The following is a 15,268-nucleotide window of genomic DNA, read 5'->3' as shown; positions in this document are numbered from 1 at the left end:
TCTTCAGAAAGGTGATTTTTGGCTGGCATAAGTGGCTGATACTAAATTAATTATTTAATCTCTTATTATACAATCTAGCTGCCTAACAGCTTAGTCCTTGAATGAGATTGGCAAATAGCCACTCTGCATTTCAATACGCTTGGGTTAGCGCCAAAAATCTTAAGCAGTGTAGTTTGGGGAGCCACTGCGCCCTTGCGGTTTCCCGACTTGTTCGCTTTTAGGGTTCCCGCTTTCTTAGCAAGTGGCGTTTGAAAAACAAAACCCAACATTTATTTGGCTTTGTTGGGTTGTGCTTTGCTTAACCCAAACTACAATTTTTTTAACTGAACTGTATTGCTCTATATTCAACCTGTATTTTCAATCAATTAAACAAAGCACTGTAATCTAATTAGTGCCAGGTTGGATTGGAACAACTGGTTGGATTGGAACAACTGGTTGGATTGGAGCAACTGGTTGGATTGGAGCAACTGGTTGGGTTGGAAATGGGGTAGTCTCTAAACTTGGACTTGAACCCGCAGGAATTATCGTTGGCGGTGTAGACGAAGATGAACCACCAATAACACTATCATCAGCACTGATACAAGTATCTAGCGCTTGAGTAGCGGGAAAGTCAACTATTTGACTACGCAAGCCAACCACACATTGACCGAAGCGCACGGGTAACAAACTGCGTCCACAATAATCTAAAACTGTCGGATTAGCTTCTTCCTTAGTACTTAAGCTGATGCCAACTACACAGGTTGCTAACTCTTCAGGACGTCGGGCTTTCCCACAGGAAAAAAGCGCATCCGTTGCAGCAATTTGGGTTTCCTTATCAATTTTCACCACGCAAGCAGCCAAATCTTTTGGACGCAGTGCTGCTGCACAACCTGCTGATGCCGCTTCTGCCTTTACACCCACACTCAAAAGGCGACCACTACAGACACTGTAATCATTCCTGTAGGAGGCAGCAACAGCCATATTAGGCAAGATTATTAACGATCCAGCTATAGCCAAAACTGGTAATCTTAAAATCTTAGAGATGGAACTGTCTTGTCTGTTCTTCCCTCTGTTAACCACTTTTTTGATCATTGACATTGCCATTCTCCAAACACCCAAAGTTATGCTAACTCAAATATCTTAAAAATCCTCTATATTCTAAGAATTTCGGTGGTAGTAAAGTATAGACACAGTTAATTATCTCGAAAATTGTGTTACTATAGCTGTTTGAAAGATAAGTAGGCAACGTAAAAAGTATTTCAGAGTAAGAATACTGCGTAAACCAATCTGAAGATTGAGTAGCCTACAAAACTAAATAAACACGAAAAACTTATTGGCAGTAGTACGGCGGGGCACGTCGGAATTCAAGCTTGGAAGCTAGTGTGTCGGCTCAACCGACTTAAAGTAACTGGCGTAAAGGAGATGACTCTACATTGGTAGGATACGTCATACCAATGTAAACTCCTTCAAAAAACCAAGAATCCGCTGATTTATGATCGGGGGAATGTCAAAATGGAATGTTTGGGTAAAGTTTAAACAGGATTAGATTAAGGAAACTCATGTCCCGATATAGAGGGCCTCGCCTCAGAATTGTCCGCCGCTTGGGCGACTTACCAGGATTAACTCGTAAAAGTGCCAGACGCGCTTACCCACCTGGGCAGCATGGTCAGAACCGCAAGAAGCGCTCTGAATATGCTATCCGTCTAGAGGAAAAGCAAAAGCTCCGCTTCAATTACGGTTTGACTGAAAAGCAATTGCTGCGCTATGTGCGGAAAGCCAGACGTGTTACTGGTTCTACTGGACAAGTGCTGTTGCAATTGCTAGAGATGCGCTTGGATAATACCGTTTTCCGCTTAGGTATAGCCCCAACTATCCCCGCAGCTCGCCAACTGGTGAATCACGGTCACGTAACTGTTAACGGTCGTGTGGTGAATATTGCCAGCTACCAATGCCGTGCTGGTGAAGTAATTGCGGTCAGAGATCGGGCACAATCCCGGAAGTTGGTGGAAGCTAACTTGCAATATCCCGGTTTGGCCAACCTCCCCAGTCATTTGGAGTTTGACAAAAATAAGTTGGTTGGTAAAGTCAACAGCGTAATTGAACGCGAATGGGTGGCACTACAAATTAATGAACTACTTGTGGTGGAATACTACTCACGACAAGCGTAATTGTCATTTGTCCTTAGTTCTTTGCAAAGAACTCAGGACAAATAACCAATGACTACCCGCCAATCTGTGACATGGTGCGGGTATATGTACCTAAATTGCCAGAATCGCGTTGTTTAAAGTTAATTTCTGGCTTTATTTTAAGTAAATGTCTGACCTGCTTTTGTAATTGAGCGGTACTGACACCAGAACGCAGAGCCGTTTTTAAATCTATTTGACCAGTTTCATTCAATAAACAGGGGCGCAGCCAGCCATCGGCACTTAGGCGCATCCGATTACAACGATCGCAAAAACATTCTGACATTTGACTAATAAATCCTAGTGTTCCCTTCGCACCAGGAATTTGAAAGACATCAGCGGGGCCAGCACCACGAACTTGTGATTCTGTCAAGCCCCAGCGATCGCGAATCTGTCCTCGTAACTCGGCTGAAGATACCCACCCGCGGTCGCCAAATAAATGCACATTGCCAATGGGCATAAATTCAATAAATCGAACGTGCCACTGTTTGTCAATTGTCAGGGCGGCTAAATCTAGAACTTCGTGGTCATTAACACCAGGAATCACCACCACATTCAGCTTCAGGGGGTCGAATCCAACTTGATGGGCAGCTTGAATCCCATGCCAAACTTGTTGCCAACGAGAACGCCCCTGATTACCAATAATTTGATCGAAAATGTCGGAATCGAGAGAGTCCAGACTAATATTAATTCGTCGCAGACCAGCATTGTAGAGGTTTTGTGCCATCGGAGCTAGCATAAACCCGTTAGTGGTCATTGAGAGGTCTTGAGTTTGGGGGAGAGTTGCGATCGCCTTTACCAAATCCACCACACGCGGACGCAATAAGGGTTCACCCCCAGTTAATCGAAATCGAGTAAAGCCTACTGGAATAAATACCTCTTGAATTAAAGTGAGCAATTCCTCATCAGTTAACAGCTGTTGCTTGAGAATATAATCCAGTTCTACTCCCTCTGGCATACAGTATTGACAACGAAAATTGCAGCGATCAATTAAGCTAATGCGGAGGTAGTCTACCTGGTTCATCGTTTTATTTTTATTGTTTTTGATTAATTAAACACTTTACAAAGGTGGTTTGCCCCTTCTTACTATCTTTGTTGTAACTCAAAATACCGTACTCCCCCTTAAGTGAGAGTCCACAGATTATGGCATAATAAGCCGATCGCATCCACTAGTTAGTCATCAATCGTGCAAGACACCGACTCCATCAACGACCTTGCTGCTGCCTTACAACAGCCAGTAGATATCAGCTTTGAACTGCCCGATCCAGAAGATGAACAGATTCTAGAGTCAGATTTTCAACAGCAGCTAGAAGTAGCTTGGCAGGTATGCGATCGCTTTGATTTGCAAACTGAAATCTGGCGGGGGCGAATTTTACGGGCGATCCGCGACAGAGAAAAAGTAGGTGGTGACGGACGCGGTACTGGCTTTCTGCGATGGCTAAAAGAGCGGGAAATCAGCAAAAGTCAAGCATATTCTTGGATACAATTGGCGAATAGCGCTGATACTCTGATTGAAGACGGTAAACTTGACCCCGGAGCTGTGAATAACTTCAGCAAACGGGCATTTGTTGAAACCTCTAAAGCAGTCCCAGAAGTGCAACAGATGGTAAGTGAAGCTGCCCAAAAAGGCGATCGCATCACTAGGCGGGAAGTGCGTCAACTCAATGATGAATGGACAGCCATGTCCTCAGATTTATTACCCGAAGTAGTTAAAGAAAAAGCAGCAGATAACACCCTTCCCCCGCGCTACATTGCCCCACTGGTGAAGGAAATGGAAAAACTGCCAGAATCGCATCAAAAGTTTATCCAAAAGGAAATAGCTGCCAATCCTGATGTGGATACCCTGAAACAGGTAACTAGCGAAGCGCGTAACTTGGCTAAATATCTTAAAGGGGCGGCTCAAGTTCAGGCGCTAACACAGGAAGATGTTGATATTGAAACAGCTTTAGAAGAAGCCCAAAGAGTCGGCTGTTTGAGCATTGCTGCTGATTTGGTAAATCAAGCATCGCAAATTGAACAAACGATCGCTAAATTGTACATGACTTGGAAACGAATCGGTAATTTAGCAGATCGCTTATATGTAGATACTGGTGCAAGTACACCCAACTTGCGATCGCTCCTCACTTGCTTGGAACCTCTGGGTGGTGAAATCATGGAGTTGCAACTTAGTGGTGCGACTGAACACACTGTTCGTTTGCAAATTCAGGAGACGAGTTAGGGAGTAGGCAATATCGCATTTGTTATTTCGGCGATCGCATTTGTTACTTCGGCGATCGCATTTGTTATTTCGGCGATCGCATTTGTTACTTCGGCGAACTCATTTGTTATTTCGGCGAACTCATTTGTTATTTCGGCGAACGCATTTGTTATTTTGGCGAACGCATTTGTTATTTTGGCGAACTCATTTGTTATTTTGGCGAACGCATTTGTTATTTTGGCGAACGCATTTGTTAATTCGGCGAACGCATTTGTTATTTCAGGGTACGCAGTTTACCTTTCAGTCTTTGGAATTGCTGAGAGTAAGGCATGGAGAGCGTTGTTAACAGCTTCTGATGTTTTGAATATCTCAGCGACATTAGCATCGAGAGTAACTGTCAAAGAAGCTTTTTCTTGCTGACTAGCAAAACGGTTGGGCAAGGCTTTGCGATAGTCAAAGTTATACTCTTGAAGCAAGTCATCATCTGCGTTGTTGCAGAATTCAGAAGCCTGTGAATTCTTCATAATCTCATTGCATCATGATTTGTGGAAAGCAGAGCGATCGCAACAAGAGCAGCAATTGCGTAGGTGTAGCCAGCCGTAGGCATCACGCATGACTGCAAAGTTACGAAATATCGCCATATCTCAAATTTTAATGAGCAGCGCAAGATGTAGTGGTGAGCGAGGAATTATGGGACGATTCAGTGGGTACTTGAGCAACCAGAACTACATTTCCATTGGCATCCATTACCCAGCCTTTTGCTTCTACAATTTGAGTAGGTTCATTGACAAAATTAACTTTCTGTGATTTTTGTTCTGTGTTTCGTTGCGCCTGAACAACGGCTCTTTTCTGAATACCGCCAACACGATTCTGACTCTCTGGCTTGAGTGTGATCCAATCTGCAAGCACCGCATCATCAGCTATCAATGGCTCTGTGGGATCGGCTACTAGTCCTCCACGTCCAGTGGTAATCAATGAACTTCTTGCTATTTTTCCACCAGAACTACAACTAGCAACAATTTGCCGCGAAGCATCAACCAGATTTACGGGTAGTTCTACTAATCCTTTACTGGGGTCAGCATCCGGAGAGTTAATTTGTACAGTGCCATTTAATGAAGGGTTTTGCTGAGAAAACGCGGTGATATCACTTGTTTCCAGGTTCTTCGGGTTTGTTTCGCCTGTTGGGTCAAGTCTCTCTACGTCTGCACCTGTGCGAGGCACAAAACCAAAGAGGTTCTTAGCAGTGATTGTGATTTTACCACCAGAGCCAGAGAAGCCGTTGGCGGTGATATCGTTGTTTCCAAAGGGAGCGGCAACGAGGAAGCCATTAGGTGCATTGATAGTGATATTACCGCCATCTCCACTACCTCCAGCGTTAGTAGTTATTTGACTGTTGCGACGCATCAGTAATAAGTCCTGCACCTGTAGCGCAATATTTCCGCCTTTACCTGATTCACTATTAGATCTGAGTTTTCCTTCGTTGTCGAGCAGGATGGAGCGAACGCTTACATTGATGTCACCTGATGTTCTTTCTTGGTTACGTCCATCCCCTAAAACGCTCACGTTTATTTCAGCTTTATCCCGGACAATCAATTTCCCTGTAGTAATTGTTACTTTTCCAGACTCACCAAGACCAAAAGTTGTAGCAGACAATATGCTAGGGTCACCTTGTGCTGTGGTTCCAATGAGCTCTACGGACTCGAAGGCGTTCACAGCTATATTACCTCCTTTGCCTGTAGCTGATATAATTTGTGAGTTCTGTAACGTTCCACTAGAGTCTGCTGATATCTCTGCTCCATCTTGAATAAGTAATCTCCCGGTTTTGATCGTTATGTCACCGGCCTTTCCCTCGGCGCCGGTTGTACTAAACAATGTACTAACAATAGTCTTATTATCTGGTCTGATAAAGCTACCAATCAGCTCTACAGATTCAAGGGCGTTCACGATCAAATTCCCTGCCGCACCCTCGCTTATACTAGAAGTACCTACTTGTGCGCTATCTCGAACAATTAATTTTCTAGTATTAATTGTTAAGTCTTTGCCAGGTATGTTACCCCTAGTCTGACTTGACAAACGCACACCATAGCCAGCTAATTCTACTGTCTTGCCCTGTACCTGAATATTACCGCCACCATTGCCAGTCGTACTTACAATAGATGGAATTTTAGAACCGTCATCAGTTTGCCTCTGAATTAGTCGAATGTCCTGGAAATCTTGGACAGTTTTATATCCTAAGACCCAAGCTTGGTCTGTTAAATTCAAACTGACCAAACTATTACCAGCAACACTTCCTAGCTCAATTTGTCCTGACTCTGCTGTTAAACTGCCGCCCTCTAGAGTTATATTACCGCCCAGGAGTGCCAAGGTTTTGCCAGGCTGTACTTGTAAACCAACGGTTATAGGAGAACTTGTACTATCTGATTTTACTTGGTGGGACGATTGATTGAGGATGGGGTTAGCAGTTGCTCCAAATTGTAAACCAATGGGAACACTTACTCTCAGCAGAGGTACGCTTTTGGGATCTGTAGCACTAAACTGAGTACTATCGGCAAAATTCAGACTACTCGCCGTACTCGCAACAAATGAACCACCGATGTTTAAAGAAGCATTGGGACCAAAAATAATCCCATTGGGATTAATTAGAAACAGGTTGGCTTTGTATTGAGCCTTAATCATGCCTTGAATATTAGAAGGAGACTTCCCCGTTATTCTGCTAATAATATTCTCAACACTTTCAGCATTTCTAAACTCAGCAGTAGTCCCATTACCTACAGAAAACTCTTTAAAACTGTGGAACAAATAGCTTCCTACTGAAGTTCCACCTTCAATAATTGTGGTCTTGCCCTGTAGTATAACTTGAGAAGGAGGAGATAGAGTATAATCTGGGATAATTTGAGCAATAGCAGAGTTTCCAGAGAAAGCTATTGCACCAGCTATTGCAACTCCTAAACTTTTAAACAAGATCCAAAGATTACTCATACAGGATATTGCACCGCTCAAAAGTACTACCAGTTAATGAACAATGGTTACACTTCACCTACATTAACAAATGGGACTTCGGTAAACAATGAAGGTTGTGTCATGTTGAGACAAACGTAGTAGTTTGAGAAGAATTTCCCAACAAAGCAATAGGAGCTATAGCTCAATATATTCAGTTAAAAACTCAAACATAAATTTGCGTAGGTAGGGTAGAGTAACAGTGAAATACAACATACAATTATTATTAACTGTTATGGCTTGCACTTCACACAAATTTCACCTTCAAGGCAGCATGTCACTAATACGATATGTTTGCCAGGAATTAAGAATGAACAGTTCGTATCATTCACTTGAGTTTTAGTTAGATTAATACTGCATTCAATTTTTAAGGCATTCTTTTTTGAAATACCATACTTTTCTAATACCTTAGTTAGTTTTGAGTTCTGGATTATCTCGCGTATTTCCTGTCGAATCTCGTCTTGTAACTGCTCTAACGTTTGAGAATCCAGAGATGCTTGCTGTGAAGTTTGAGGTTCCATGAATTTTACTTTCCTTACAGAGTGATAAATGTGTAAACTTATTTTGTGATGTACTAAATTAACGTGAGTTTGATTAGTACAGTTTGGCAACGAAGAAATCAATAATACAAAGTCTAGAGCGGCAAGAAAGCATTAGGTTTCTAACGCTCTTGTGAACTCTGATAATTATGACTTCAACTTAGCTAGTAATAATTACGTATTGTGTAACAAAACTTCATATTATTTATGCCAGATTTCTTTAAAGGATTGATGAATTTGGCTACTCACCGTTGATTACTCAAGAGAATTGAGTAATTAATACCTCCTCAAGTCTCACACTCTGCTTACGGTTTGGATAAACCCAGAAGCTTTATTAAGGCGATCGCTAACTATGCCCAATGCCCACATTGCCCAAAGCGATCGCGTCTCGTAGAAAAGCTGAAGGGATGCCCAATCCCCAAAATCCTAAATATTTTACTCATTAACCGTGCCACTATAGAAAATAGAGCTGCAAATTGAGCAATAGGAAGACTAAAGAACACTGTGCAGATAACATTCTTAGGGACGAGTTCCGGTGTACCCACGCGATCGCGTAATGTTTCCAGTGTCGCTCTGAGATTACCTCAAAGGGCAGAACTATGGTTATTCGACTGTGGCGAAGGTACTCAGCATCAAATTATGCGGAGCGAACTGAAAATCAGTCAAGTCTCCCGAATTTTTATCACCCACATGCACGGCGACCACATCTTTGGCCTGATGGGACTTCTTGCTACTTGCGGCTTGGCTGGTAATGTGCAACGAATTGATATCTATGGCCCACCTGGATTAAATGATTACATTCAATCCGCCTCACGTTATTCATACACGCACTTTTCTTACCCAATCAAAGTTCACACCATCCGTCCAGGAATAATTTATGAAGACGATGACTTCACCGTTAGCTGCGGTAATTTGCATCATCGGATTACAGCTTTCGGCTACCGCGTAGCCGAAAAAGACCGAGCCGGACGTTTTGATATCGAAAAAGCCAAGGCGTTGCAAATTCCTCCTGGTCGGGTTTACGGTCAACTCAAGCGCGGTGAAACAGTTACCCTTGCAGACGGACGGGTGATTGATGGCACCCAATTGTGCGGCCCTACAGAAATTGGTCGAAAGATTGCCTATTGTACAGACACAATTTATTGTGATGGTGCAGTGGAATTAGCTCAAGATGTTGATGTATTAATTCACGAAGCAACCTTTGCCCATCAAGATGCAGATATGGCTTTTCAACGGTTGCATTCCACAACCACAATGGCAGCGCAAACAGCTTTAACTGCTGGGGCACATCGACTGATTATGAGTCATTTCAGTCCCCGCTATGCTCCCGGAAATACTTTGGAGTTGAAGGATCTCCTCAAAGAAGCTCGTGCTATTTTTCCCCGTACTGATATAGCTTACGATTTTATGATTCATGAAGTTCTCAGACGGCGGGAAGTAGAGTTAACCAAGGTAGGCATTTAAATTTTGGATTTTAGATTTTAGATTTCTTATTGAACGCTTCTAATCTAAAATCTAAAATTAACCAGGCTCTATCTTAAATTTGAATAATCTCAATTATAATATCAAGCAAATAAACAGCAGTTTAGTTTTCAGAGTAAGTTAACTATTTAACCAACAATTTACAGTTAACTAGATGTATCAACAATATACAAATATTATGGTTGAAAGATTTTTCTCGGTGTAATTTAGATATTTAGTTAATAAAATAACATTAAATTATGTATTAATACTGTAAATTAAATAATTTTATACTTTAATTCTTAGAAAAAATAATTAATTTTTCGTCAAGATTTTTCTATTTTAAATAAAATATTTATTAAAAATTTATCCTTCCAACACTGATTAAGAATTTATATGCATGAATTGATGAACATGAAAGCGCCAGTTGCCATAATGTTATGCCAAATTTGCTTGTCATTGTTGGAAGAAGAATAAAGTATGCGATCGCACCTATTAGATGTAAAAAAATCATTTCATATTTCTCATAAACTTTCAAAATAAACATAGTGTTTCGATATTAGAGGAGTTTAATAGTGGCTAAGATTAGTCTGAATCAAAAGCAACAGGTTACTACTTCAGCACAAGGCGCAGCTGACATCAGACAACTATCTACTATTTTGCTTCGCCGACGCTTTCTGATCTTTGGGGTTTCCTGTGTAGTTATGTCAGCTGCTAGCCTCTTGGCTATCATTGCCAAACCTACTTACCAGAGCAATATGCAGATATTGGTGAATTCCAACTTATCTGAAGGAACACAGTCAAATGCTCAAGTTGTTGATTCCACTACTCAGATGAAACTCATGCTGAGTTCTAAATTACTTCAAAAAGCTGTAGATTCACTCCATTCTGATTATCCTGATATTACTTTACAAGATATCAATGGTCAAAAAGAACATCACCAAGAAGCACCTTTAGAAGTAACTCCAGAAGCGGGAGGTATAGGGGCAAATAAAGTTTTTAATCAGACATTTCAAGTTTCTTTTAATGATCGAGATCCAGTAAAAGCACAAAGAGTACTTCAGGCTTTACAGAAAGTCTATCAGAACTACAACAAACAGCAACAAAAAGAACGTCTAAATCAGGGATTAGCTTTTGTAAATACTCGCTTACCTGAGATAAAAAAAGAGGTGAGTAAAGCTGATAAAAATTTAGAACAGTTTCGCAAAAAACATAAATTCCTCAATCCAGAAGTCCAAAGTAAAATTCTGTTAGAATCGCTAGCAGATATTCAACAACAGCTACAAACTACTCGTGCTAACCTTCAAGATGCAAACGCTCGCTATGAGAATCTAGAGCAAATAATAGCCTCTTCGTCCCAGCAGAATACATTACTTTCTTCTCAATTAAATCAGTCAAGCCGCTATCAAGCATTATTAAGTGAAATTCAAAAAACTGAACTAGCTTTGGCTAAGGAGCGGCTCCGCTATACAGATGATTACCCATCGGTACAAAAATTAAAACAGCAACGTCAAAGTCAACTGTCCTTATTACGAGAAGAGGTAAAAAATATTACTAGTAGCAGTAAAGATAAACCCTTATCAAAAGGACAGATGCTAGGAGTCGATCCAACACTTGTAGATGAGTTTGTTTTAGTACAGACAAGTGTTTTAGGACTGACTGCCAATGAAAAAAATCTCATCGAGTCAGAACAGCAACTACGCTCTGAGCTAAACAAATACCCAAGTTTAATAGCAGAGTATAATCGTCTGCTACCAAAGGTAGCAACTAGCCGCAAAAACCTTGAACAACTACTCCAAGCACAACAGTCATTGGGACTGAAAATTGCTCAGGAAGGATATAACTGGCAAATTTTGGCAGAACCTTCTCCCGGTACTTATATGGGTAACAACAGATTATTACTCTTGCTTGGAGGAGCGGTAATTGGGCCGATTTTAGGTATCTTAATAGCCCTAATTTTGGAAAAGTTTAATGACGCTATTTATTGTGCTGGAGATTTAAAGAAACTGACAAACCTACGTATACTGGGATCGGTACCAAAACTACCATCAATTAGTGTCAAAAAACGGCCGCTTGGACTGCCTTGGAATGGCCGAGGAAGCTCAGATTCTTCTGTAATAGAAGCCAGTAATAAATTGCCCGTCCATGAAACTTTGGACATGATCTACCAAAATATTCAAATATTAAAATATCCCTTACCCTTCAAGTCACTGATGTTTACTTCAGCACTACCAGGGGAAGGGAAGACAACCTTAGTGTTAGGTCTTGTAGCTAGTGCTACCCGGATGCATCGACGGGTATTAGTAATTGATGCTAACTTACATAATCCTAACCTCCACAAAATCTTGGAACTATCCAATGACTGGGGACTATCTCTGTTATTAGTTGATGAGACAACTACTCATTTTCAAGATTATATCCAGCCGATTCACCCTTCCATTGATATTTTGACTGCTGGGCCAGAACCAGAAGATACAGTGAAGTTGCTCAGTTCTCAACGGATGAAAGAACTAATAGAGGTGTTTGAGCAAAGTTATGACCTAGTACTAATAGATGCTCCATCTATTTTAGGTACGGTTGATGCGAGGATTGTAGCATCTTTTTGCAATGGTATTGTCATGGTAGAGCGCATGGGAAAAGTGACTCGAACTGAACTGACTCAAGCAACAGAGATTTTGAGTAAATTAAATTTAATTGGAATTATTGCTAATGAAGTGAGCAATTCTCAAAAGGTATTGGCATCGTAGACCGAAAATGTAGGGGACTGGAGTTTATGGTAGATATTTCTCCTAAATAAACGTCAGAACTCTACTGAAATGCTTCCCAACACAGTCAACGGCGCACCAGGATAGATGATACTTCTTGCCTGAGCATTTTCATAATATTTCTCATCAAAGAGATTCTTGATATTGACAGCAGCTTTCCAGTTGTTGTGTTTGTAATAAAGTGCTGCATCTGTTCGGAAGTAGCTGGGTAACACAACGCTGTTCTCAAAATCGCCCTGTCTATCTCCCACGTAATACAATCCCAATCCAAATCCCAAACCTTGTAAACTCCCCCGTTGGATTTCATAGGTTGTCCACAGACTGGCAGCATTCTTCGGAACGTTGTACAACCGATTCCCAACCGGAAATAGATTATCTCTGGTGATTTCAGCATCCGTATAACCATAAGAACCAATAATTTTCCATCCAGGTAGAATCTCGCCTGCAACATTGAGTTCAATGCCTTGACTACGCTGCTCCCCGGTCAGAATGGAGAAATTAGAATTATTGGGATCAGTAGTGAGAACATTCGACTTTGTAATGTGGTAAGCAGCCAGTGTTGCCGACACTTTATCACTCAAATCGGCTTTGATTCCTACTTCGTACTGTGTGCCTCGCTCAGGATCGAATGTAGAACCATCGATGGAAGTGCCAATGTTGAGAACAAAGGAACGGCTGTAGCTGGCGTAAAGCGAGATTGGTGGGATGGGCTGGTAGACAACACCTACCCGAGGACTGAAGGCTTGGTCAGATTGGCTGGTGCTGGTTCCGGCGAGTACATCTTTATTTTTCTGGTCGGTAAAATCGAAGCGCCCGCCGACTAGCAGCTTCAAATTGTCCAGTAGGTTAATCTGATCTTGAAGATAAACCCCTAAACTATTTGTGTTGAATTGGGTATTGAAGCCAATTGGAAGACCAGTAGGAATGGCAGTGTTGTAATCTGGATTGAAGATGTCAATTGATGGTAATTCAGCAGACCTGACTATGTATGGACCAGTGTTTCTGTTCAATTCCAACCCGATAAGGGATTTGTGCGTAATTGACCCAGTTGCAAACTTGCCTGTTACCTCAGTTTGAAAGTTGTAGTTATCAGTTGGGAATTTATCATTAGTAAAATCCCGCTCCAGAAATCGGTTGTCTGTCAACGGCGAATTCTCTGGATTTGCATAGCGATCGCCTGCTTTCATGGAGGTAATGAAAAGGGCATTGCGAAGCTGCCAATTATTGCTAAACCGATGTTCTAATGTGTAACCACCTTTGTAAAGTGTGGTACGTTGGTATCCTTGAAGCAAACCTAAGAACCGACTAATTGGAATTGGAGCTGGTCTATTGCCAAGCGCGGGGATACCTCGATCAAAAACAGCATCATTCTTGAGGTACTCAAAATCAAAGTTTATCTTTGTGTTGGCACTAATTTTCCAAGTTAGAGATGGCGCGATGAAGGTACGTTCAGAGTCAACAAAGTTGCGAAAACTCCCAGAGTTTTGGTAAGCAACATTTAAGCGATACAACAAGGTTTTGTCCGAATTCAGCGGACCCGAAAAGTCTAACGTTGGTCGATAAAAATCGTAACTTCCAGCAGTAAACTCAGCCGCGTAATAAGGTTCACTTAACGGCTGCTTCGTAATCAGGTTGATAATTCCACCGGGTGCCCCCTGACCAAAAAGCACTGAGGCTGGTCCCTTGAGTACTTCTACTTGTTCCACGTTCGCCAGGTCTACTGGAGTGACACTATAGTTATCAAGGGAGCCATTTCTAAAATATCCCCGGTTCTCGAAACCGCGAATGACAAATTGACTAAGTGCCGCGCCTCCAAAGTTAGTTGATTGAGTAATGCCCAGGTTTTCCAGTGCATCCTGTAACCGCTCTGCCCTTTGATCTTCTAACACCTGTCGCGGCACAATCTGAATGGAGGCGGGAATGTCACGCAGTGGAGTATCGGTTTTGGTAGCAGTTGATGAATCTGTGGCGCGGTAATTATCTTGTTCGCCTGTCACCACTAATTCAATCGGCTCATCACCCGAAGCTGATGGTTTTGGCGGTGTCTGATTTTCTGGTTGATTAGTTTGGGGTTGCTGCTGTGATGGCGTGGCAGATGTGGCACTTGCAACAGAGAAAATTATCCCCTCATCTGGACTATCAAACAACTCCACAACTGGCAAATTCACTTGGCCTGTAACACTCACCCTGATAGTATTGGCATCAAAGTTACTCACCGTGATTTCGCTAACACCCGCTATTGGTTTATCTGAGCGAAAAGTAAATCCATCGCCCGACGGTAGGCGCAGTTGGGCATTCGGAATATCAGCAATAAAGTTATTGCCACTGGAGCGATTTACTAGCTGCAACTGTTGACCTTTTGATGTCTGTAAAATCAACTCCACACCTTTAGAGGTAGGGTTTGCTTTGACAGCTGTAACTTGGACAATTTCTGATGTGGGTGTTGGCGACTGCACTAATAACATTCTCGCGCTAGTAAAAACTGGTTCTAGCTCACTTAATTGCTTAATCCTCCTATTTGCATGAGTTGCTGGCAAATTTATCTGGCGTATCTGATTTTCTCGGTTGTCCGTCAAATTCTGGCTAGAACTAATTTCTTGTGCTAATACAGTCTGTGCAAAAAATACCGACATCAAAGTAGCCGCCAACAATGGCAGTTGCAAATTCCACATATTTTCCTCACACCAAAATAAAGAGAGCAGGCTGATGCAATAGAGCAAAAATATTTGCTCGTTAGTCGAGAAGTTTTCTCAAATTGCTCTTGTTAGTACAATACAGGATTTCAATCAAAAAAATGGCCCCAAAACGGAATTTTTTTGCGCCATAATTAGAGTTTTTGGTGTAGCTGAGATATAATTAGCGGTAGTTGAGCAATTTCAACTGTTAATTTTCACTTGCTAATCAGAAGATTAGAAACAGTGCGATCGCCTATTTGCCTCGGCTATTACAACTAGACAAATTTTAAATCTTCAAACTTTCATGCGATCGCTCTAATCATTGGTACAGTCAAAACTTAGGACTTTCGCTTTGCCATTGAGCCATCACTGAAGGAATGGGGAGCATCCCACTTTGGCGGATATACCTTTTCTGGGAGAATGTATGAGAATACACAAGCCGTCCGTCTAAAGCATGAACCCGGAAAAACAA

At 41.7% G+C, this 15,268-nt stretch carries 11 protein-coding genes; 5 read left to right on the top strand and 6 right to left on the bottom strand.

Annotated elements, in window-relative coordinates:
• Positions 1-384: 384 nt before the first annotated feature.
• Positions 385-1,071: a hypothetical protein gene (locus V7K79_RS17725; RefSeq protein ID WP_442938952.1), complete on the bottom strand. Its 687-nt coding sequence runs from the start codon at positions 1,069-1,071 to the stop codon at positions 385-387.
• 467 nt (positions 1,072-1,538) lie between these two features.
• Here V7K79_RS17725 and rpsD point away from each other — a divergent pair, with 467 nt between their 5' ends.
• The gene (gene rpsD / locus V7K79_RS17720; RefSeq protein ID WP_335049311.1) at positions 1,539-2,147 is read left to right on the top strand and encodes a 30S ribosomal protein S4; all 609 of its coding nucleotides are present in this window, start codon (positions 1,539-1,541) and stop codon (positions 2,145-2,147) included.
• Positions 2,148-2,199: 52 nt separating this feature from the next.
• On the opposite strand, the gene moaA is transcribed toward rpsD, so the two are convergent.
• Positions 2,200-3,186: a GTP 3',8-cyclase MoaA gene (moaA, locus tag V7K79_RS17715; RefSeq protein ID WP_335049310.1), complete on the bottom strand. Its 987-nt coding sequence runs from the start codon at positions 3,184-3,186 to the stop codon at positions 2,200-2,202.
• A 162-nt stretch (positions 3,187-3,348) separates the two neighbouring features.
• Between moaA and V7K79_RS17710 the strand changes: the two genes are divergently transcribed.
• Positions 3,349-4,380: a hypothetical protein gene (locus tag V7K79_RS17710; RefSeq protein ID WP_335049309.1), complete on the top strand. Its 1,032-nt coding sequence runs from the start codon at positions 3,349-3,351 to the stop codon at positions 4,378-4,380.
• Positions 4,381-4,652: 272 nt separating this feature from the next.
• Here V7K79_RS17710 and V7K79_RS17705 read toward each other — a convergent pair whose 3' ends face one another.
• From V7K79_RS17705 to V7K79_RS17695, 3 genes are all read right to left on the bottom strand, one after another.
• Positions 4,653-4,883: a hypothetical protein gene (locus V7K79_RS17705; RefSeq protein WP_335049308.1), complete on the bottom strand. Its 231-nt coding sequence runs from the start codon at positions 4,881-4,883 to the stop codon at positions 4,653-4,655.
• 127 nt (positions 4,884-5,010) lie between these two features.
• Positions 5,011-7,338, bottom strand: coding sequence for a filamentous hemagglutinin N-terminal domain-containing protein (locus V7K79_RS17700; RefSeq protein WP_335049307.1), 2,328 nt, complete (start codon positions 7,336-7,338; stop codon positions 5,011-5,013).
• A 251-nt stretch (positions 7,339-7,589) separates the two neighbouring features.
• Positions 7,590-7,877: a hypothetical protein gene (locus V7K79_RS17695; protein WP_335049306.1), complete on the bottom strand. Its 288-nt coding sequence runs from the start codon at positions 7,875-7,877 to the stop codon at positions 7,590-7,592.
• Positions 7,878-8,207: 330 nt separating this feature from the next.
• Between V7K79_RS17695 and V7K79_RS17690 the strand changes: the two genes are divergently transcribed.
• The 3 genes from V7K79_RS17690 to V7K79_RS17680 all read left to right on the top strand — a co-directional run bounded on the left by V7K79_RS17690 (position 8,208) and on the right by V7K79_RS17680 (position 12,103).
• Entirely contained in the window at positions 8,208-8,375 is a 168-nt protein-coding gene (locus tag V7K79_RS17690) for a hypothetical protein (protein WP_335049305.1), read from the top strand.
• A 24-nt stretch (positions 8,376-8,399) separates the two neighbouring features.
• On the top strand, positions 8,400-9,359 hold the full coding sequence (locus tag V7K79_RS17685) for a ribonuclease Z (protein ID WP_335049304.1): 960 nt from the start codon (positions 8,400-8,402) through the stop codon (positions 9,357-9,359).
• Positions 9,360-9,931: 572 nt separating this feature from the next.
• Positions 9,932-12,103, top strand: coding sequence for a GumC family protein (locus V7K79_RS17680; RefSeq protein WP_335049303.1), 2,172 nt, complete (start codon positions 9,932-9,934; stop codon positions 12,101-12,103).
• A gap of 53 nt (positions 12,104-12,156) precedes the next feature.
• On the opposite strand, the gene V7K79_RS17675 is transcribed toward V7K79_RS17680, so the two are convergent.
• Complete coding sequence (locus V7K79_RS17675; protein ID WP_335049302.1) at positions 12,157-14,793, bottom strand: TonB-dependent siderophore receptor; 2,637 nt, start codon at positions 14,791-14,793, stop codon at positions 12,157-12,159.
• Positions 14,794-15,268: the final 475 nt, after the last annotated feature.

Source organism: Nostoc sp., from assembly GCF_036917575.1.
Taxonomy (GTDB): Bacteria; Cyanobacteriota; Cyanobacteriia; order Cyanobacteriales; family Nostocaceae; genus Nostoc.
This window is presented reverse-complemented; position numbering and strand designations above follow the sequence as displayed.